Annotated in this window: 20 protein-coding genes; 8 read left to right on the top strand and 12 right to left on the bottom strand. The window is 39.0% G+C overall.

The genetic code is table 11. From position 1 onward, the window contains the following. Positions 1-250 precede the first annotated feature (250 nt). The 6 genes from QFZ78_RS00275 to QFZ78_RS00250 all read right to left on the bottom strand — a co-directional run bounded on the left by QFZ78_RS00275 (position 251) and on the right by QFZ78_RS00250 (position 4,844). Entirely contained in the window at positions 251-400 is a 150-nt protein-coding gene (locus tag QFZ78_RS00275; protein ID WP_307544338.1) for a hypothetical protein, read from the bottom strand. A gap of 12 nt (positions 401-412) precedes the next feature. Next, entirely contained in the window at positions 413-1,246 is an 834-nt protein-coding gene (locus QFZ78_RS00270; RefSeq protein WP_307544336.1) for an ATP-dependent DNA ligase, read from the bottom strand. Between the two features lie 521 nt (positions 1,247-1,767). Next, positions 1,768-2,202, bottom strand: coding sequence for a hypothetical protein (locus QFZ78_RS00265; RefSeq protein WP_307544334.1), 435 nt, complete (start codon positions 2,200-2,202; stop codon positions 1,768-1,770). A 25-nt stretch (positions 2,203-2,227) separates the two neighbouring features. Further along, positions 2,228-2,398, bottom strand: coding sequence for a hypothetical protein (locus QFZ78_RS00260; protein ID WP_307544332.1), 171 nt, complete (start codon positions 2,396-2,398; stop codon positions 2,228-2,230). Between the two features lie 667 nt (positions 2,399-3,065). Beyond that, the gene (locus QFZ78_RS00255; RefSeq protein ID WP_307544330.1) at positions 3,066-3,626 is read right to left on the bottom strand and encodes a hypothetical protein; all 561 of its coding nucleotides are present in this window, start codon (positions 3,624-3,626) and stop codon (positions 3,066-3,068) included. A 30-nt stretch (positions 3,627-3,656) separates the two neighbouring features. Then, positions 3,657-4,844 carry a ParM/StbA family protein gene (locus QFZ78_RS00250; RefSeq protein WP_307544328.1) on the bottom strand — a complete coding sequence of 396 codons (1,188 nt, stop codon included), beginning with the start codon at positions 4,842-4,844 and terminating at the stop codon, positions 3,657-3,659. A gap of 1,049 nt (positions 4,845-5,893) precedes the next feature. Here QFZ78_RS00250 and QFZ78_RS00245 point away from each other — a divergent pair. From QFZ78_RS00245 to QFZ78_RS00230, 4 genes are all read left to right on the top strand, one after another. Then, positions 5,894-6,565, top strand: a complete 672-nt coding sequence (locus QFZ78_RS00245; protein ID WP_307544327.1) for a hypothetical protein — start codon at positions 5,894-5,896, stop codon at positions 6,563-6,565. 339 nt (positions 6,566-6,904) lie between these two features. Then, positions 6,905-7,651 carry a type II toxin-antitoxin system HicB family antitoxin gene (locus tag QFZ78_RS00240; RefSeq protein ID WP_307544325.1) on the top strand — a complete coding sequence of 249 codons (747 nt, stop codon included), beginning with the start codon at positions 6,905-6,907 and terminating at the stop codon, positions 7,649-7,651. A 265-nt stretch (positions 7,652-7,916) separates the two neighbouring features. Beyond that, positions 7,917-8,681 (top strand): hypothetical protein, encoded by a 765-nt coding sequence (locus QFZ78_RS00235; protein ID WP_307544323.1) that lies wholly within the window; start codon positions 7,917-7,919, stop codon positions 8,679-8,681. A 70-nt stretch (positions 8,682-8,751) separates the two neighbouring features. Next, positions 8,752-9,417 (top strand): ankyrin repeat domain-containing protein, encoded by a 666-nt coding sequence (locus QFZ78_RS00230; RefSeq protein WP_307544321.1) that lies wholly within the window; start codon positions 8,752-8,754, stop codon positions 9,415-9,417. Positions 9,418-9,487: 70 nt separating this feature from the next. Here QFZ78_RS00230 and QFZ78_RS00225 read toward each other — a convergent pair whose 3' ends face one another. From QFZ78_RS00225 to QFZ78_RS00215, 3 genes are read right to left on the bottom strand one after another with little or no spacing between them, the layout of a single operon-like run. Further along, the gene (locus QFZ78_RS00225) at positions 9,488-9,847 is read right to left on the bottom strand and encodes a YolD-like family protein (protein WP_307544318.1); all 360 of its coding nucleotides are present in this window, start codon (positions 9,845-9,847) and stop codon (positions 9,488-9,490) included. Then, entirely contained in the window at positions 9,844-11,106 is a 1,263-nt protein-coding gene (locus QFZ78_RS00220) for a DNA polymerase IV (protein ID WP_307544316.1), read from the bottom strand. Before QFZ78_RS00220 ends, QFZ78_RS00225 begins: the two co-directional genes overlap by 4 nt. Next, on the bottom strand, positions 11,103-11,471 hold the full coding sequence (locus QFZ78_RS00215) for a YhjD family protein (protein WP_307544314.1): 369 nt from the start codon (positions 11,469-11,471) through the stop codon (positions 11,103-11,105). The genes QFZ78_RS00220 and QFZ78_RS00215 overlap by 4 nt, the downstream gene beginning before the upstream one ends. Positions 11,472-11,852: 381 nt before the next feature. On the opposite strand from QFZ78_RS00215, the gene QFZ78_RS00210 reads away from it, so the two are divergent. Next, positions 11,853-12,548 carry a hypothetical protein gene (locus tag QFZ78_RS00210; RefSeq protein ID WP_307544312.1) on the top strand — a complete coding sequence of 232 codons (696 nt, stop codon included), beginning with the start codon at positions 11,853-11,855 and terminating at the stop codon, positions 12,546-12,548. Positions 12,549-12,853: 305 nt separating this feature from the next. Here the strand turns inward: QFZ78_RS00210 and QFZ78_RS00205 are convergent, their stop codons facing one another. Then, positions 12,854-14,440 carry a hypothetical protein gene (locus tag QFZ78_RS00205; RefSeq protein ID WP_307544310.1) on the bottom strand — a complete coding sequence of 529 codons (1,587 nt, stop codon included), beginning with the start codon at positions 14,438-14,440 and terminating at the stop codon, positions 12,854-12,856. A 454-nt stretch (positions 14,441-14,894) separates the two neighbouring features. Between QFZ78_RS00205 and QFZ78_RS00200 the strand changes: the two genes are divergently transcribed. From QFZ78_RS00200 to QFZ78_RS00190, 3 genes are all read left to right on the top strand, one after another. Next, on the top strand, positions 14,895-15,146 hold the full coding sequence (locus QFZ78_RS00200) for a hypothetical protein (protein WP_307544308.1): 252 nt from the start codon (positions 14,895-14,897) through the stop codon (positions 15,144-15,146). A 208-nt stretch (positions 15,147-15,354) separates the two neighbouring features. Further along, positions 15,355-16,062, top strand: a complete 708-nt coding sequence (locus QFZ78_RS00195) for a hypothetical protein (protein WP_307544306.1) — start codon at positions 15,355-15,357, stop codon at positions 16,060-16,062. Between the two features lie 88 nt (positions 16,063-16,150). Continuing rightward, on the top strand, positions 16,151-17,329 hold the full coding sequence (locus QFZ78_RS00190; RefSeq protein ID WP_307544304.1) for a tetratricopeptide repeat protein: 1,179 nt from the start codon (positions 16,151-16,153) through the stop codon (positions 17,327-17,329). 406 nt (positions 17,330-17,735) lie between these two features. Here the strand turns inward: QFZ78_RS00190 and QFZ78_RS00185 are convergent, their stop codons facing one another. Continuing rightward, positions 17,736-18,287: a hypothetical protein gene (locus tag QFZ78_RS00185; protein ID WP_307544302.1), complete on the bottom strand. Its 552-nt coding sequence runs from the start codon at positions 18,285-18,287 to the stop codon at positions 17,736-17,738. A 99-nt stretch (positions 18,288-18,386) separates the two neighbouring features. Further along, positions 18,387-20,186, bottom strand: a complete 1,800-nt coding sequence (locus tag QFZ78_RS00180; RefSeq protein ID WP_307544299.1) for a stalk domain-containing protein — start codon at positions 20,184-20,186, stop codon at positions 18,387-18,389. Positions 20,187-20,369: the final 183 nt, after the last annotated feature.

Raw genomic sequence — 20,369 nt, 5'->3', positions numbered from 1 at the left:
AATGTCGATAGTGTGGTCATATCAACGTTTCAACAACTTCGAGTTATAGATACTCTTATACCACATGATCTTCGTCTTCAAATGATAATAATAGTTAGGTCAAGGGCGAGTTCGCCTTCGTTGCTTCACATGTTACTATTGACGACGATGCTCGGATCCACCGCCCAATTTTCAATCAAATTAATAGTGATCTCAGTAAGATAATAGTAAAAAAATAATGCCTAAGCACTTCTCTTGTCGGGAGTGCTTCTTATTCTTCTTCATCGATCAATAAGTAAACTTCCATCTTCGTATCAAAAACAATAATTTGACCGTTATCACCGTAAACCATATCGTTTACTTCATTGTGATTCAGGACCAACGTTTCGCCTGTTTCTTTATGCTTTACGCGGTATTCCATGATGTACATCCCCTAAACAATAAATTCCTCAAACACTGGCAGCCTCATGAGACCCGACTTATACCAATCCCGATACTTTACCTTGCAGCGCACTACCGGCTGCACATAGACATGATCCTTGCTCTCACCGCTCTTATAAGCCTGGAATACAGGCCACATCGATTTACGCGCCGCGGGAGTAATACCTAACTCTAAAGCACCGATAGGTCGAATACGGCCATCATCTGAATACCCAAGGAGCCACGAATGCTCCTTCTTGCTGTATCCCGTTATGTAGACCTCTGCTCTTTGGAAATTTATCACCTTTTGCCATGACCAGGAGCGCGTGTCTTTCTCATACTTGGAGTTTTTCTTCTTAATGACTATGCCTTCTAATCCGTGTTGGCAGACGATATTAAAGAAATCTGTAGCGCTGCCGTTGATCGGACGGACTACTCGATAGTGATCATTTTCTTGAATAGCCTCTTCAAGTAATCCCTTGCGAACTTCCAATGGTAATGCGGTTACGTCTACGCCGCGGTGGTACAAGATATCAAATGCGAAGTAGACAACCTTATGCTTGACCTTACTGGACTTAAACCGAGCATTACAGGCTTCGAAATCAGCCTTACCATGTTCATCTAACACTACAATCTCACCATCGAGGATGGTCCCCTTCTGGATCGGCGGATTGTGCAACTCCGGATATTTTGATGTTGCATTCGTGTTCTTTGTATATAGGTTTAATTCATCTAAATTAGAAACGATCAACCTTATGCCGTCCCACTTAAGCTCGGCAAATGTGGAAGAATCATCAAATGGTTCGTTATTTTTGGCATATTGTAAAAGCATTGGAGGAATAAACATTATCTTCACCACCCATAATAATGTTACACCTTAGAGCTATACATGACTAATGGTACTTGAAGGAAACAGCCCAAGGATACTCCTCCCCTTGGGCTCTCATTATAGATACTGGTCTCGGTAGTTTAGTGATGAATCTCGCATATCCCCACTCACCAGCATTAGAACATCATTACTATTGTTGAAAGAAAATAAAGTATTAGACTGCATGTACTGATCCTACGTGTCTTTTCGAATTACATTCTCGTCTGACTTCGAAAAATAAGTATTAGACTGACTCCAATAAAAGAAACAGCGGTAGCCATGGACGAGAAAAAGTCCTAGACTGCCGCTGTTTTATTGAACTATCGTTTTCCGAGGGAGCGTAACAAATGTTTCACATGGTAGTCGCACAATCCTGCAGACTCCAAAACTTATTTAATATTGCCTATCCACCAAAGTCTACATGTGGTCTACAAAAGTAAAACTCCCTATTTCAACAGCACAGAGAGTCGAGTGCCCGCCTTTATCCTATCCGAAATCCTTTAGTTTATGCCGAAGAATCCTAAAATTCCAAGAAAATCCTTGTCATAATAAGCGCGATACAGGTAGCAGATAATGATTAGTCCGATGGTATTCTCGAAAAGTTGAAATACGTTGCCAAGTAAAGACGTGAAATAGGTCGATGTTGCGCTCGCGGCGGCTTCATTCTTGGATTTCTCCCATATCAGAACGACCGTTGCAAGTATCGTCAAAGGTAAGTCCAGAATCACGTACTTCACAATATTGATTCCGATTGGAATTGCGATAATAATAGCCAGAATTAATCCGAAAATCCTCCACTCTAGCCCAGTGATTATGTACGCCACGATAAGTGCCGCAACTCCAAAGAATATGGAATTCCTTACTGCATCTTTGAATACTTTTCTTACTACTGCTTTGGGATTGTTAATGTCGACTGATTGGCTTAGACCTGGCAATTTGATTCCCCCGAGTTCATTTAGATTAGTCCAGGTATTCAACAAAGGCATCAATAAATCCGGACCTGAATGCATTGACCGGCATATTCTTGGAGCCCCAATCAGCACCGAACCACTTTTTAAGCTGCTCTGTTGTTGGAAGGTCGCCGCAATCATCAGCCCCCCAACAATAAAAGTCCAATTTTCTATCGTCCAATAACATTCCTGCCAATTTGCGGTACTCTTCGACCGACATTTTCTCATAAAGGATATCGTCTATACCGCCAGCCTCATATCCTTCAGCCGTGACATCTCCCCATAGACGACCATTTGAATATGCTCTCTTGGCTAAATCTTCATGTTTTTCTTCGCTAAGCTCATAGCCTTTATAACGGTCTAGCTTCCCGTAAATGCGTTCGGATACATTAATCCCCCAGGATAGTACCTGAAAAGCTCCAAGAAGGACAAAAATTCCGATTGTCCAAGTCTTAATTGTACTTCTGATGTGAACCAGTCCGTCCTTTAGTAAATTGTGTTCTTCATGTCATTCAACAAAATTAGCTGAATTCCTCTTATTGTATTCACCATATTGCAGTTATCCTGCCCGTTCGTATTATGACGCATTGTTAGTCTAATATAACTATCAATGTTGATTTTCCCGTGTGCGCGGTCCGATATGTATTAACGGTAGATTCTTGTATTCCTTATCTGTATGAATTGGAACGGTCTGTTATATATGATCGAAGTCAATTCACAGACTTCCTCGCTTCCTTTCTATGGAGCTCCCCCTCCCTCTTGCTTTGGAACATTCATCTACATCTGAATAAAGCCAATAATAAAGAAAGGTGCAGTCTGGAGTGGGAAATCACTCCGACTGCACCTTTCTATTGGTTGGTCTTTTTCAATGCCATTCTAGTCAGTTCTTTTGCAGCTTTTTTTAGTAAGTCCATTTCATCATTGTCTGGTTGTTCCGGATTTCGTGGTTCCTCATGTTGGTTTATTACAACCTCAGGAGACCGCTCAATGAGCGTATCAGAGGACGGAATTGAAGATCGGTCAACAGTGATTCCAGCTGCTTCATTAGACTTCTCTCTCATCACAGGAGCGACCGAAGACGGTTTATCCAATAGAAGATCCTGTAGAATCGTTGAAGGTGCCGCACCATGCATAATCAAGTAATAGTCTTTAACCAACTTTTGCATAATCGGATTTTTTAAAAAATCGATTTCTGCATCATTGTAGAAGGTTGTTAGCCCTGTTTCCTTGCCTTTTCGTGCCATTAATCCGTCACGAATCAAATCTTCGGTCATTTCATTTCGACTTTTTTTCAGAGAGGACATCATTGAATTAAATTCTTCTATCCATTCTGCGCCAGCAGAGGGAGTAAACGTGCGCCCTTGTCCTGCTTCGTAGCCTGAGTTACCTGCTTTCGGGTGTCTTCCCAATCTAACCCCCCCTCACATTTCTTGGTGAGATTAGCTATTCTGTCTGATATAATTCGCGATCAAGTACGAACGTGAAGTGATATATGGAGATTCCTTCAGAAGATCCGTTTCAGGCAGCATGTAGCCCTTTGTATCTTTGAAGTAGTAGTATGCAAACAAGATTCCGCCGCCAACTAATGGGAATGTTTCGATTTTTGGAGCTTTCTCGGCCCAGAACATTTCGAGTTTATTATAAACCGCATCGAAGTATTCCTTCATACGCTTAAGTACGATCTCGGTAACATCTAGGTTCTTCACGCGTTGCCAAGATACTTTGAAGTAAGGATTATCGCCTTTAATGATAATATCAACACCTGGAATGATTACGTCGTTAAGGAATTCTTCGCGATTAGTGTACATGACAGGGTCTTTACCGTTATTAATAAATAATTCTTTAACAGCATCAAATTCCTTTAGTTCAAAGATGTCTTGAATCATTGCATCAATGTACTTATTTGTTCCTATCTGAATATTCGTGCTCACATAACCATTTAAACCATCTACATCGTAGAGAGCCAAATCGGTTGTTCCTGCACCCAGGTCCCCTAACGCAAATTCTTCGCCGATCTCGTTTGCGCGTGGTCGAGCTACCAATTTGTTCTTACGGATATCGTACTTTAAGCCAAAAGAACTCGTAACGCCTTCTACATGAACCTGTCCATCTTGAATATTTAATGTGACTGTTTTTCCGGCATATTTGCCGTCCATGAAAGAGATTGTATGAGTGCCGATATAACGTTCCAGAACATGAGATGCATCAATTCTTTTATGCTCCTCAATTGGTAAACCACCTGAATAATCCAAATCTGCTTCTGTCTTGCCGACTTTAAGTGCTGCGATTGCAAGGCCTGTCAAGGTAGTAACCGTATGTAATTCACTATTGTGCTTATCAGAGGATTCCGCGTCCGGTTGTAACATGCCTTCTTTGTTCCGAGCCCAATCACCTACGAAATAATATGTACTGTGTACGGACTTTGAATGAATCCGAACCTGTAGTCGTTCTGTATCACTATATTCCTTTTGCTGGGTATTGCTGCTGAAAGGATCACTTTTTTCGTTGGCCGGCGCACACACCGTAGAAATCGCAAAACTTTCAATAGTCCCCTCTTCATTAATGTAGCTAACCTTTGTGCTGGTGTTGCCCGGATCAATTCCTGTGATTAATTTTTTCGCTACCATATGAAGGCCTCCCTATAAAAACTGGATAAATTAAGCAACTAAATGCAATTATAGCATACAAATAATAGTTTATCTATAGTTTAAACTAACAATAAACTATTATAAACTATTAATAGTTTAAACTATTAATAAACTATTGTTAATTAAGGAATATGGACGTGCGAGCATGATTCTTTACGCTTCCTTGCCCCCCCTTCTTCTTCTTATTACCTGATTGTTTGCCACTTGCAACCCGGGATCAAGTAAATCTGCAGCTTGCTAAGCCTAACTTCTTCCGAACGCAGCAGCTATCCGTACGGGGCATAACCCCAATAATCGAAATAGTCTAATAAAGATTGATAACCTATTGGAATGTGGAAGCCTTCTAGAAAGCAGAATGATTGGAAGATACGCCCTGCTCTTCCCTTTTTGAAAAGATCACGAACTAAACAGTTTCCCAGGATATAGATCCGTGTCTTTCATGGTGATTGAAAAGTTATGGGTGGTCCTCAAACCTCCCCTCCCCTCCTACTCATCACATTCACAACCGAGAGTCCTGTTGGTCAATGCGCAGCTCTTACAATGAACTAGCCGAAACTGAATGCTACTGGAATGTGGAAGCCTTCTAGAAAGGCAAAATCATCTTGAAAGCCTTGTGGATTGGTAACCTTCTGGAAAGTGGAAACCTACTAGTAAGTCAATGGTATCCTACTATAAAGAAAATGGTAGTCTTCCATGCATATTTGTTAATCTACTAACGTGTGATGTTAACCTGCCATTCAATATTTAAAGTAGATTGTTGATGATTATGAGGCTACCAAGGTAATTATGGTAACCTCTTAATAGAAGTCTTCTGGAAGGTGGTAGGTTTCCGTGAAGTCATTCTATGATATTGACAGGGGTATTTAGATATACCTCTTGGAAATGTGTTAATCAGGTGGTAAACTCATAGAAAGTGGAAATCTACTAGAAAGTCGATGGTAGATTGCTAAAAAAATATAGTGGTAGTCTTCCGGAAATGATTAGCATAGTTAATTGTTTATTAAACAAAAATAGAGGAAGTGAATAGATTGGATTTAGGAATGCATTGGACCATCGGTAGGGCGAAGGAGCATCTTGAGAAAGAGGAGGGGATATCGATCCCGGCCCAGACCCTAAGAAACTGGTTTAACGAATTACACGAATCTAAAGTACATACTTTGAAACGGAACCAGAGAGGCGAGCGAGTACTTGATGAAACTGATATTGCTATAGCAAAATATATTCACGCAGCGAGAGAAAAAAGTTTATCGGTAAAAGCACTAGTTCCTTTTATCCAGCAATCTTTTCCAGTGCAATACGTTAGTGAAGATGATGAACAGAAACTATCGGTCTATCTGGATCAAGAAGTCGTCGTCGAGCAACTTGGACTGATGATGGAGGAAAGACTGCTTCGATTTAAGGAAGAAATGGAGGCTAAACAGAAGTTGATGCTTCCCGCTCCTAATGTTGTAATTGCAGAACAACGAAGCGCAGCGGTAGATGTTAGGCTTGCCGAATTAAGTATGAGAAAGCGTCTTAGAGATCAAGCAGAGAAAGAATGGACCAAAAATCCTGTTAAGAAGTGGTTTCGTGAGGACAAAGAACAGAAAGCTAAGTTCATAGAAGATTATGTTGAGTCTCACCTGGAAGTAGAATTAATTAATTATAAAAAAGAAATTCAAGCGGCAATTACTCAAGTGAGTACAGTTCTTGAAGAATAACTCATTTTTTAATAGAACTAGTTAAAAGATCGAACCTAGACTATTTAATATAGTTAATTCATAACAAATATTATGTAAACTTATTTTAAAGAGTGCTTCAAAGGATCGGCAATGCTGATGGGGAGGATATCCAAAGTTCGAAAATAGCGTGTCTTGATTTCTTTCTTTTTATCGTGATAAGATAAAAGCGTAGTTCAACTAATCGAATAGCGTGACGTTCATTTTATATGAACGCTGCCAGCATAAAGATGGAAGCACCATCTCATTCGCCGAAAGGCATGAGACGGTGCTTCCTTTTTTATTACCAAAATTTTACACGCGAGAGGGGATTTTTTAACAATGGAACAATTATTACAACACAGCGGTAATCAAAAAGAATTACTTGAAATTGCAGAGAAGCACGCTCGATTGATCCAGGGAGTAGTAATCGGAGAAGTTGGGCGAGAAGCGTCGGTGAACTTCATTTCATACGGCGTGGGCGGGGTATATATCCATTTCACATTCCATGCCCTGTTTACCGGTGCAGAGACGCAGTTTTATATATCGATCGCTGACAAGGAATCAGATAAAGGAGTTCTTACTGGCTACAAAGGGGACTGGAGCTGCCCCATGGCCATGATGGATGCTTCCCATACCGTCAATACATTGTTCCCCGTTTTGCCGTATAAACAAAAACGCGGAATACTTAGAGAACTTGGCAAGCTGATGTATAAAGTTCTTTCCGAATTTGATTCAAAAGCAACATTAAATCTTGATTCAGAGTCCATACGTGCAGTTTTAACGATCGACCGATATGAGGTCTTGACTGACATTGAATGGATCGAAGAGATGATGGATGCCAATTCTAGCAACCTAGAGTATCGTGTGTTGATTGAAAAAAACACTGGCGATTCTGAGTATAGTGCTTATATACCGGCGATCCGGAAGACTGTAGAAGGCAACGAATTGGGAGATGTCCTTTTAGGGGCGAAGAACCTTATTACGAATTGCGTTCAGGACGCTCTCAGGGGAAATCTAACACTCCCAGAGGATAAATCATTCATTGATACCGTAATCATCAATGCAGACGTCCTTCGGAAGCATTGAATAGGTCTTAGATCATGGCAATCGTTATTAAGAGTAGTGCGAATAGGGTGATAGCAAGCGGGAAACATCTTTAAGGATAACCGAATTTCGTTCCCGCTTCATAATTGGATGATAAGAATGCAATCCAGACTATTAAAGAAAATTGCTATTAAATGTCCAATAGTTTAATTAAGTTTTAAAACATAAGTATAAAATGGCAATAAACGGTGATCATGGATTATAGAAGGATTGGATAAATCTTACTATTATTAGGTGGTGATTATCAGTGAATGACTCTATTTATGAGGATAATAATAGTTTAAATGAGTTTAATAATCGTAATAAGTATCCACATTGGAGCAGTAATGATAAAGAGATTCTCTTTAATCGAGTAAATGATGCACTATCCGCCGGACGTGAAGCTCAGGATATTTTTGAAGAGATAGCCAAAGAGCGTAAAATCTCCTGGACAACAGTTCGTAATCATTTCTATCGAATTAAACGTAAATCTCGAAATAAAAAAGCTAATAAATCCAAATCAGCGCATTTTGGAGTAAAAAAACAGATGGCGTGGACACCCACTCATGATCTCATGATACTCGATGCACTCAAGGTAGAATCGAAAAAAGAAGATGCCTATCGAAAATTAGCTCCGATTATTGGTCATAGCATACAAGCAATCAGGCAGAGATATTACTCTGTACTTCGTAAAACTATCAAGGACGAAAATAAAGATTTAAGTATTAGTATTTTTAAACATGACAAGCACGGTCACTGGAGTAAGTCGCTTGATCTAATTAGGGTAGAAATAGAATCGTTAGAAGCTGAAAACAAAAGACTGAAAGAAAAACTTCACAATGTACTGGAAGAACTTGATGAAGCTAAAAATGAAACTAATGAATGGCAGACTAAATATAAAATACTTGAACAGGATTCTGCCGACATTCTTCGGATTATTAATCGGGCGCGTAAAATTGAAATGGCTCCAGATGAAGCCAATACAGTTTTTCAAATGGATAAGAACGGGAACTTAGAAAGGGTAGGTCCCTAAATAGATGCCGTTCTACTAGATATTTAATGGCCGTTGATTGACATGCGCAAAATATTAGGAGGAAATCCCATTGATCTCGAAAGAGGAATTTTTTCAAAAGATTGAGGAAAGGAAGGCTAATACAGCTAAGTGTGAAAAACTCGCATCCGAAAATCTAAATAATGTTTACTTCCAAATTTCTATGATCCGAGAAGGTTATGACGGGATAATTCACAAGATTATCGAGAATGGAGGGTTGATTGACCTTAAAGATAATCATGGGAAAACTCCTTTAATGGCAGCCTTTGAAGTGGGGAACCTTGAACTCATAAAGAAATTGATAGAAGCCGGAGCAAACCTCAATCAAAAAGATAATAATGGACTTCGGCCGTTTTTATATGCAGCGATGAACGATCGCATACATTGCATTGAAGGTTTTAGACAATATTTAACTTATAGAATGATTAAGTTTGAATTTGGTGGATATTATAGGGAATTTTTAATAAACCAGTATAATAAAAAGGATAATTCAGTGAAAATTGATAAGGAGTTATTTAATCCTTTGGTCTATAGTTATAAGATTGAAGTCATACTTAGAAGCGGTAAGAAAACAAAAGCTCAAATCAAATCACAATATACCTTTCATGATCTGGTCGATCATCTAAAGTCGATGTCTGACCATAAAAAAGATGAATTTTTTACAGGTCCTGATTATGCTTTCAGACCAAAGGATGTAGCGTATATATCACTCCTTTAACAAATTACATACTTCTTCAAAAAGTAAGTGAAAGTTCAAATAAAAAAAAGGGCGCCGTAGGCACCTTTTTTTATTCAAACATCGACTCAACATCAATAAGCTCTACTTTAATTAAATCTTTAAACCTAACCCATTCATGTTCTTGAACCGTAGCGTCGATATACAAGCGAAATGCATCACGCTGATGACTCGTAACACGGCCAGTCAATGTCCGCGACTGGTATTCTCCGTAGATAGTAACCTCTACCAGCTGACTGTAAACTTGTGACTGCGTAAGCGCGGCAGCCATCGTGTGAGCTTCTTGTTCGTCCATCCTCGGTCTTTCGATACGTGTTTCTTCTTTTTGTTGCAGTTTAATGGCTTCGCGATGTTGAGGGAGCATCATCCTCGAAGATTCCCACAGACCGTTGTTCTGCAGCTTTTTACTCATTTGAAATGTCCTCCAATTTTGCTACCTCTATCTAATGCTTGCCCGGAATCCAATAGTGAAGAGGCTCTCATTATCGCTGTGCTGCCAAACCTATCCTTGATTGTATCCGTCACTTTTTCGAGTGCTCGTATCTTCGGCACATCTTCAAACATGTTGAGTTGATATGTCTCGTCATCGGCAAGCTGGCTTAATGTAACGCCAACACGTCTAACGGGTAATGTGTTCCAGTAGCGATAAAATAGGGTCTTCGCGGCGCTGTAGACCGCATTCGTGCTGTTTGTTGGGTCTGGCATTTTTTGTTGCCTACTGAAGCCTGTAGGAGCATCAAAGGGGCTACACATACAACTGACAGACACGACCGATCCCATAAAACCTTTCCGCCGCGCATCCCGGCATATCTCCTCTGTTAGCTCTAAGAGAATCGTGTCCACCTCACGAGAATTTAAAAAATCTCTTGGTAAAGTCATCATGTGCCCTATACTTTTAGGCGCTATATCGAATGTATTGGGAGTCACTGGACTGTTATCAATTGAATTGGCAGTTCTCCACATGATTTCGGCATGAATGTCTGATTGTTTGCCGAAAAGTACGCGGAATTTATCTTTGAGTTTCGGCAGTGGTGTTCTGGCAATATCGCCAATTGTATGCATGCCGAGTCTTTCGAAATGAGATGTCATCCGGCCGGCTACTCCGAACATTTTCTCAACCGGTTGAGGCCAGAGTAGTGTTGGAATTTGATCCTTCTCCAGTGTGAAAATACCACTTTCGTTTTTCTTCGCCCATATCGAATTTGCCATTTTGCTCATCATTTTGTTGGATCCGATACCAACTCTGACCCTAACCCCTGTCTGCTGCATTACTTGATTCTGAATCATTCTTGCAATTGTATCAGCATCGCCAAACTGATTAATAGAACCTGTCACGTCAAGCCAACTTTCATCTATGGAAAATATTTCCACTAGGTCGGTGAATTCTTGATATATGCGCGTAATTTGCATGGAAACGTCGATGTAATGTTGCATGCGCGGCTTCATTACAATAAGCTCCGGGCACTTACCTAATGCCTCGCCAAGCCGATCCGCGGTCGTAACGCCAAAACTCTTTGCGATCGGACAAGCAGCTAAAATTATTCCGCTGCGCCGTTCAACAGAGCCTGCAACAGCTACGGGTCGATAACGAATATTCGGGTGATCTGCCTTTTCGACTGAGGCATAAAAAGACATGCCATCCGCGAGCATTATAACTTTTTGATCCTTCATAGTCGGCTCCGCAAATCTGAAAGAGTGGTCATGAGCTCTGCTTTTACTAAACTGCGGAGCATGCTGAAATGATGCACATATCCACGTATTTTATACTCAACGTCTATACCTGATTTACCCGGCGTTGTGCTAAGTATTTTAATTCCGCGTTGTCGCATCTTTTGCTTAATCTCCTGAATAACTCGATATATTGTGCCTTCGATATCCTGTAAATAATGAATTACATGGTTGTAAATGATACGATCTTCAAATGCCTTCATTTCGTTCATGTCACGAGTAAGCATGTCAAGCAGAATAGGAAGGAGCGTATATTCTTTGACGAGTTGTAAATCATCGTTTGTAATAGCCTGTTCGTCTAATGACATATTTCCACCACCATAATAAGAACATTTGTTTGTATCTTATTATATAACGAAGACGGTTTGTCTATGCAAGTTAAATTTTTGGAAATGCTGAATGCATTTACATTCTCTTTGATAACGGCGGCCTCGAGGGATAGATGGAAGGTTCAGCATCACTCGAATCTCTGGTTTTAAGTGGTATCTAAAATCGGAGAACTAAGTAGCAGCCGCGTTGCCGCGAAGAATGAGAATGTAGTTTCCGCGGATTATATGTTTATGTATGAATTAATAGGTTAATATTAGAAATATATCTTAAATTGGGGGCGGGAAAGTTGTCATTCTCGTACTTGAAAAAGCAACCGCTAAGTTCTGTTGGCGCTGCTAAGGAAAAAGGGGTGTGTACATTTGAAACGATCACTCGATACTCTTGAACATGATCTTCAAGGAAAGATTTATCGACTAAGTAATGAAATATTAAATTTAGAGAAAACCCCTTTTCCTGCCGGCTTTGTATACGAACCGAATACTGTAGAAATGTCACAATTATTTAGTGAGGTTCGAGGTAACAATTCAATAAGCAAAGAGCAGTTTGTTGCCTATCTAATTAAAGAAAAGATGAAACTTCAGGAGATTCTAGTGTTGATTCAAAACTATAAAAACGATCCTACATTCATGGCTCCACATGTTCTCTGCGCAAAACCAAAGCTTGTTAGAAAAGACAGTTTTGAGAGGATTGGGTCACCGACACAATACATAGGGCATATCGTTAAAGACACTGGATATGTATCCAATTCGATTGTATTGGAATACCATCCAGAAGAAAGATTAGTTTATTTGAAACATACTTATAGAGGGAAAGTTAGAGATGAGGACGGTGGGTTTCTGCTATCAGAGGACGATTTTGCTACTTCCGTTCTTTCTCACATGCTCAGAATAGTGGATCCACACTTCAAAAAACAACAGATTCCTTTAAAAGATCTTACTGTTCTAGCAGTAGATGTTGATGATGTAGAATACATTTTGAATGTTGTGTCAGAGACCACTTCATATACTGTTGGAGTTAATAAAGAAAAAGTGTTATTTCAGGATGAAGACAGATAGCTTCAGCTAGAGATGTTGACTAAACATGAACAGAAAATAAATGACGAAAGATGAGCTGCAGCGCAGCGCGCTACAATTCTATTTTTTTGCATAATTCTCTCAGGTTAGTAAGGCATGCAACTCCAAGTTGTAGGTGATGCTTTCATGACCTTTGATTTTTTCGCTTTTCCGTAATCTTACAATCCACGCACGGAACCATTTTATTGATTATAATTAACATGCGGCTTGGAAGCACGTGATCAGCACAGATGCCACAGATCGAGATTCTGTGGCATCTGATGATAGATTAATGGTTTGTTTAATTTTTATCCAGCCAAATTATCCATTACCTGCGAACGCCATTGAATCGCCAAACGTTGCGCTTCTTGGATATCGAGACCTAATAAATAGATTTTTTTGGGCTTTTTCGGATGGATGATCAACAAGGCACTTGAGTTACCGACTGGGATCTCTTTAATCAAAGCGTCTCCAGGTTGAAACTCATGAAGATCCAGACTTAACATGTTCTCCCGAAAGAAGGTCATGACATGGGAAACCTGAAAACGCGACCAACCATAAAACACTTCAACGGCATGATACATATCCCCTTTGGCTTTTTTGAAGTAATCCAAAAGTATCTTCTTTTTCTCTTCAATATCTACAATCAAACGACCTGGTATTTCCGGTAAAGATGGTGCAGGATCTTCATCGCAGATAGAATAATCATTTCTCTCTTTTACCCACATCGCAAACTTCGTCGGCTCGTTTTCGATTACATTTAATTCTTCATCAAAGTTAATCTCCGGTCCATTCTCAACCTTTACCCGCGACTGAATGTAAGTAAGCAGCTCTTTTGAAGAATCTATTTCTCCTTTTTCTGCTTTCAGGTAAGCAAGATAGAAGTAGGTGTAAAAATACCCTTCTTCAGTATGTAGGACATAGCCTTCCATTTCGGTAGGGATAAGAGTCTCATATTGCTCTTGTGCTTTGGTGAAGTAGCATTCTGCAGTCTCTAGGAAACCGTGCTTCAAATAAGTTGACCCCATGTAGTAATAGGTCTCAGGGCAAAAGTGAAGTCTCTCAATTAAGAAGTTACCTGCAGATTCTACTTCGGCTGGTGTTACGCATTTATCTAAGTTGTGATTTATTGAGAAGGAATAGGAGCTCGCCGTATCTTCAATCCAATAAACGCGTTCTGTTTCGTCAGGTTCATTTAGATTTTCACAACCGAGACTTACTTCTTGCCAGTTCAATTTCCAATCTAAAGTTTGCTCTTGCATGGAGGACCAATCACCACGAATTTTAAGTACCTTGCGGGACTCGATGATTCGAAGAAAGTTCTCCGCTTGGCCAAGAGTCCAAATGGGTGTAGCACCTAATAATTCCACTGGAGCCGGCAAATTATCACCGTTGGATCGAAACGCCGCCAATTGACGCTGGCTCCAACCGATGATCGAGGCAAATTCCTTAATACCGATACGTTGTGTAAGTCGATTGAATTGCTCATTGTATACATAATGGAGGTCATCACGTACATGTTCTTTGTGTACTAAATTCGGAGCTTTAAGAAGCAGTTCTAATAACTTTCGCGTATATTCGGTCCAAGACACCCAAAGCTCGGTTTTCAAGATGTCATTATATTCCTCTAGGATTTCATATAGCTTTCCTATTGAACTGCCATGTACAACACGAAAAATCTGTCCGTCCAATCTAGTGATTTCTGCGAGCTTTGATAAATCCATCCGGTTTTTTATACTCTCCGCTAAATTAGGGAGTGCTTCGGCAGAATTTTTCTTTGCATTTGCTGCCCATGCGCGGACGCTCAATTCGTGTTTTATGTATGCGAAATACGTTCCTAAATCATTAAACTCCTTGTACTGGGTAGTGGGGTACCCGGTAGTCATTTTCTCCATATTATCCCTCTTTTCTATTGAATAGTGTAATTTACACTTATCATAGAGTTATTTTTGTTTAGTGTCAAATACACTAGATGATTATGATACTATTTATTTCCAAATAGTAAGCTATACAAACATTCTTGCAACCAAATAAAAAATTAAGGTTACAACCACCAAGAAGATGATATCAAGTGGGATTTAAATGATCTGGATGCAGTGGGCGAAAATTAACGGATTGGTACGCAGCGCGGTTTTACGATCGTGGATATGGGACATGGCTGCGCGATGCTTCTGCGCTATAGCTGTGTGTACAACATAACCCTAGAATCGTTTGCTGGATTCAGAGATAACAGGAGAGTTGAACTTACCAAAACTTAGTGTTTTTAGTGGAATAAACAATCTATTAATGGGTTAGAATTAGTAGTAATAGATTAAGATCTGAAATAAAATAAGGGGAGAATATGTAAAAATGGATAGAAAAGAAGTATGGGAGATGACTCTTGAAGAACGTCTAGCCAGGCTAAAGAAACGTATACCTAAAACTGTTTGGATGAACCATGGAGTTGTAGAATCAGCAAGACTAATTTCAATCGAAGATAAAGAACGCCTAATTAACGAGCTCCAAGGATTATTAAACAGACTTGATGCACACACTCATTATTGGGAAGATGTATTAGTTGAGCTGAAGAAGCCTCCAATTTTATGTGTAGTAAATGAGTAGCCTAGATTCAAAATGATAGGATTTACTTGTTCTTCCGTTTCTTACTCATACGGACTATATTGACGATCGGAAAGCCATGTACATTGGTGTAATCATTTGATACGGAACATGGGTGGTAACCGTGTACCGGTCTGACAAAGGCGTCCGTAAAAGGCAGAAAGAGGATTGTAGCCGACTACTAGTTAGATTGAAGGAGAATGAGGAGAATATGTTGATTTCCAAGCAGCTTAGGGAAAAGTGTAAGGAGAGAGGGTATACCATTGCGGCCGGCAAAGATTTTGTTTTTCAAAAGCGTACAAATTTCCGAATCAAGGAGACAAGCACTGGGAATCAGTTGAAAATGGGGATCCTGAATACAATTTCAGAATTGGATTTTGCATGCTTCGATGATACATCATCTTATAGTCCCGATTTTAAGGAGCTCTTAATGGAGCTGGTTGAACATATCGCCGTGAAGTATCAGGCAAAAATGGTTTCATTCAGCTTTCACGTTGATGTTGATTTTCTTTCTAAGAATGGGTTTATCCCAAAAAAAGAAACTAAGGGCTACAGGGAATGGGAGCAGCTATTTGCCGGATCGTTGATATGGAATGGCGACGCTCTGGTGAAGGTATATGATACAGAAGCGAATTTCGAACGGATAAACATTCACAAATCTATTGTCGACATTCTCGAACAGGCAGGAATCAAAGATTTTAAAATTAAACACCAATGGTTCTCTATTTGGGTTTGGTGGTTATCAGGGGATCAGCTTCGGCGCGTCGATATTTATCCTTCGACTCAAGGTCATTTTGAATTGTCTTTTGACAGCCGAACTTCACACGGTATTATCCGGTATGCAAAGGACCAAGATGAATTGTCCCGGTACATAGTTCAATTTACAAACACGTGTAATATCGAAGATATTGCAATTTGATAGGGGCGGCTGTCAATGAAAAAAATAGATTTCGGTTTTTTTCTAGGTCGAGGATAAAATAGATACTTATAATAGGGAGGATGAAACAATGATTACGTTATTTAATAATGGGGACCCAATGTATAAAGAGTTCAACGAACTAGGCAGTTACTTCGCGTTTATTAAACACGATTTGCACGTACGCCAATGGCAAAATACATCAGTCAAAATGACTAATCATGAGACGATCTTTAGATATATGCCCAATTTTCATGATAGACACATAAATAATTTGCAAGCTATATATAAAACAAATTGGCTTGATCGTTCAATTTATGACATTGTTCATAAAAATAGCCTTGAGATACTTAAATATAGGTTAGGTCAGAGCGAAAGAGATGAAGATCGGATTAATTATTTCTTCTGGGATACATGGACTGCAAGAATTGAGAATATAATAGATGCCTTTCTTGGTATGCCTGAGAGTTTGACTTATAATCACATAAGAACTGACTTAGATTTTGTTTACAATACACAATATCAAAGGTTAACTGAAAGGATAGGGGATAAAGAGTTCGCAAAGATACTTGGAGTATCAAGTAAAGAGTTTAAGGAAATTAGTGAAAAGATCCCTCTTCCAGTACAATATATAAACGGTGGATTAGTGCCTTTATGGACTTTAGGGCAAGCAGAGTGTACAAAACTTACGTATGATTATCTTCATACAGGGCGAACATTAAAGCCTGAGGATCCTACCGAAAAATTCACGTTCCAATTTACTATGGTCGAGGATAACGGTTCCGAAGAAGAGAATGTATATGAATTCGAAAATAGCGCTTACACTTATATGCACAACGATACGTACCATCTCTGGGCACCTGAAACAAGCCTTGATGATGCCATTTTAATTGCAAAATTTATATTTGATCGAGTAAAGGTCGCTCCGGAAGTATACTATTCATTAGGAGATAAGTTACTGAGGGCAGGTTACTTAGAGGAAGCGAAAGAACAATTAATCAAGTCTAAGGAGATTCATGAAAGATATATTCCTGATGATTTCCAAGGATGCATTTCAGCAAATTCGCATGAAGAATACCATTATACATTGCTTGATTTAGCTTACATATTCTCAAAAGAGGGAAATTATAACGCAGCTGAAGAAATGATAAGTAAGGCTGCGTTTTATGGTAGAGAGGAAGCTATCGGCAGTGAAGAACTCGAGAAATTTAAAAAGAGCTCTGAAGATTTTATCAGATCGTATGAGGAAACCCATGAAATACCAGCCTAAAAAATAATCAATAAACATTTGTATCATTAGTAATAGACAAGCAAGTGTTTGGTGACAAGAACATTATCTCATTGAGAGCCGCGTAGTTCGCGGCTTTTGTATTTTATGACATCAAGTTCTTGTCAACCGAACAGCAAAGAAGCAAGTGAACAAGAGAGAACGTATGTTCTATAATTAGACATATGTATAAAATACTTCTTTTGTGAAGTAGTGCGTTAAAGCGATAAAGTAATTAAATATTTAAAAAGCTGCTCGTCAGCAGCTCTACCGATCACCAATATGTTTTTAAGCATCAGGATCATAAGTACACTCTGGTACAACACCATTGCTAACAATACTGTTTGTGACGGTTAATATATAAAATTATAACACAAACAGAAATATAAAAAAAGCGCATCGTTTTTTTCTACTCATCCTCATCTTGCTCACGCGGAAACTTGATAGACCGATCAACTAATTCTTTTTCTAGTTGAACCCAAGCATCTTGCGGAGAAAGCGGCATGAGCGAGTTCCTCAGTGTTGAATTATGCTCTATAAATATTTTCTTAGCCTGCTCCAGATCGAACTTCAATTCCCACAAAGTATCCTCAACCATTCCCAGTACCCCCGGCGCCAGAAGAAAATTATCAGGTGTGAACATCGGGGACAGACCTACCAAATTTGGTGAGGAGTTTCTTGGACCATTCAAATCTATGTAACAGACGTACAGTAACATCCTAAGACCGTCCGCCAAACGATGCTCGTCTAGGAGTATGTTCGCCATATCAAGTCTGACGTTACGGTATAGTCCCCACTTCATTTCTGTAGCATATTTCATGGTTCTTTGATTTAACTCGCCCCATTTGGGATCATTAGAGGTCGGGACTTCCGAGGGTTGCGCATCGTTCTGTACTATTTCTGTTCCTTGTTCGACGTCGGTTCTCTTAAACATATTTTTTAATGTGCCTATTAATTTCATTAGATTTTATTCTCCTACTTTCTAGTTTTTGTTTGGATCGAACCAGTGTAGAAATTCTTGAATCTGTATAGGGCCTATTGTATAAATAAAATTGAAATTTTAATAGCCTAATGTTTTTAGAGCTTCTTTTAATCCTACAGGAGAAATGGCTCCAGTTATTGTTGAATTAATTGTTAGACGACCTACAATCGAACCCTTTTCATCAATAATAACTGGTGGCTCAAACGCAAATTCGTTGAAAGCACTAGTGGATGAAAATTTGCTTCCGTATGATCCGAATTCGTTCCAAATGCTATCAGTTGAGTATTTGTTTCCATATGTTCCGTAAGAATTGAAAATTGAATCAACATCATAGACATTTGTAGTAAGTTTTCCTAGATATGTTTTCCCATCATTAGAATAAATAGAAAGGGTTTTTGTCGTTACAGGTGGAGTTAACGAAGATCCTGTCCTAGGGGTACCATTTGATGTTGGCGATGATACTATACTTCCATCAACCCAGTAACCTTGTGTTACTTGCCCATTGGAAAAGGTAAAAGTACCGTAACCATTAAATTTAGCATTCGTAAAATCTCCAAGGTATTTATCACCGTTTGAAAAAGTTAGAAGTCCTTTACCATTAGCTAAATCATTTGAAAATTGCCCCTCATAAATGTTGCCAAAAGCATCTTTGTGATTCCCGAAACCTTGTTTTAGTCCTTTTACCCATTCCCCATCATAAATCTCGCCATTTGGCCAAGTGTATTTTCCTTTACCTGACCTATAACCGTCTAACCAAGATCCTGAATATTGATGTCCATTGTTCCAAATAATTACTCCCAATCCATTAGGATTGCCATTTTTCTTATCACCAACATATATGCCATCGTTGTACTGTATAACGTGTTCATAATTATAAACAGAATCAACAGTCATGTTTTTATCAATATGTCGTAATACACCTATTTCGTTTATGGGTATAGCAAAATTCAAATCTGCTTCACCAAGACCATTTGAAGTAATCCCTACAACTTCAGATTTGCTATTTAGAAGTGCCCCTCCGCTGCTACCATGAGTTATTTCTGCGGAAATTTGGATGAATGTCCTATTTCCGTCAGTTCTACGTTTATTACTCACAATTCCCGTTGAAATCGTATTTTGTAATCCTTTTGGACTACCTATAGCAAATACCGGTTCACCATTTTCTAATTTATCAGAATTCCCAACTTCAATTGTCGGAAGTTTTTCGCTAGGTGTTACTTTTAGTATTGCAATATCTTTTTCAGGATCGTAATTAATTACTTTAGTGACGGCATACTTTTTACCGTTAGTTAGGGTTACGACTGCTGAATTAGCGTAATTAATTACATGATAGTTAGTCACTATTACGCCTGAACTTTCAATAATAAATCCACTACCACTTGCGGTTAGTGTATTTTTATTATCAAACACCTCTACGTATACAACTGCCGGCGATGCTAATTTCGAAATTTCCTTTGCCCCTAAAGATTTTCCGATATGAATTGAATTGTTTTCCTGATCCCATTTAACATCTTGATTAAATGATTCTGAGACAAATCTTAGAGGAACATACGTCTTGTCATTAATAATGTTTGCTGGTTCTTCGAGGGTTATTTCTTTACCATCCTTTGACACCTTGTTACTCCCCACTGGTATAAGCAGTGTCGTATCGCCTTTAGTAGCCCTGATCGTCCTGCTTTGATCGTCCCAATAAACGGAAGCTCCTAATGATTCAAAAAGCACTCTAAGTGGCACAAGTGTATTACCGTTTACTATTATAGGATTATCCATATCAACTAATTCATCATATAAATAAACCTTTATATTACTACTAGCATGGGCGGAACCTATCAATAAGAAATAAAAGAGAGAAATAAGTATTACAATTTTCTTCTTCATACGAACCTCTTTCACAATTTGAACAAATTGAGTAAATTTTACCATACGATATAGGACTTGTATATCAATTTTGTCGAATAAAAAACTTTATTTGAGGAAACATAAGTCTAAAAAGGATGTTTGCCATGTATATACTAGACGAGTATAACAAGGTTCATCAAATCGAAGATGAGGACATTGTAT

The organism is Paenibacillus sp. V4I5 (genome assembly GCF_030817255.1).
In the GTDB taxonomy this organism is placed as follows: Bacteria; Bacillota; Bacilli; order Paenibacillales; family NBRC-103111; genus Paenibacillus_E.
Note: the sequence above shows the minus strand (reverse complement) of the source record. Positions and strands in the feature narration are given on the sequence as shown.

Excerpts from the sequence above, each read along its gene's own strand:
- QFZ78_RS00275 (WP_307544338.1), bottom strand. The coding sequence starts at position 400 with ATGGAATACCGCGTAAAGCATAAAGAAACAGGCGAAACGTTGGTCCTG.
- QFZ78_RS00270 (WP_307544336.1), bottom strand. The coding sequence starts at position 1,246 with ATGTTTATTCCTCCAATGCTTTTACAATATGCCAAAAATAACGAACCA.
- QFZ78_RS00250 (WP_307544328.1), bottom strand. The coding sequence starts at position 4,844 with ATGGTAGCGAAAAAATTAATCACAGGAATTGATCCGGGCAACACCAGC.
- QFZ78_RS00240 (WP_307544325.1), top strand. The coding sequence starts at position 6,905 with ATGGAACAATTATTACAACACAGCGGTAATCAAAAAGAATTACTTGAA.
- QFZ78_RS00225 (WP_307544318.1), bottom strand. The coding sequence starts at position 9,847 with ATGAGTAAAAAGCTGCAGAACAACGGTCTGTGGGAATCTTCGAGGATG.
- QFZ78_RS00220 (WP_307544316.1), bottom strand. The coding sequence starts at position 11,106 with ATGAAGGATCAAAAAGTTATAATGCTCGCGGATGGCATGTCTTTTTAT.
- QFZ78_RS00215 (WP_307544314.1), bottom strand. The coding sequence starts at position 11,471 with ATGTCATTAGACGAACAGGCTATTACAAACGATGATTTACAACTCGTC.
- QFZ78_RS00205 (WP_307544310.1), bottom strand. The coding sequence starts at position 14,440 with ATGGAGAAAATGACTACCGGGTACCCCACTACCCAGTACAAGGAGTTT.
- QFZ78_RS00200 (WP_307544308.1), top strand. The coding sequence starts at position 14,895 with ATGGATAGAAAAGAAGTATGGGAGATGACTCTTGAAGAACGTCTAGCC.
- QFZ78_RS00195 (WP_307544306.1), top strand. The coding sequence starts at position 15,355 with ATGTTGATTTCCAAGCAGCTTAGGGAAAAGTGTAAGGAGAGAGGGTAT.
- QFZ78_RS00190 (WP_307544304.1), top strand. The coding sequence starts at position 16,151 with ATGATTACGTTATTTAATAATGGGGACCCAATGTATAAAGAGTTCAAC.
- QFZ78_RS00185 (WP_307544302.1), bottom strand. The coding sequence starts at position 18,287 with ATGAAATTAATAGGCACATTAAAAAATATGTTTAAGAGAACCGACGTC.
- QFZ78_RS00180 (WP_307544299.1), bottom strand. The coding sequence starts at position 20,186 with ATGAAGAAGAAAATTGTAATACTTATTTCTCTCTTTTATTTCTTATTG.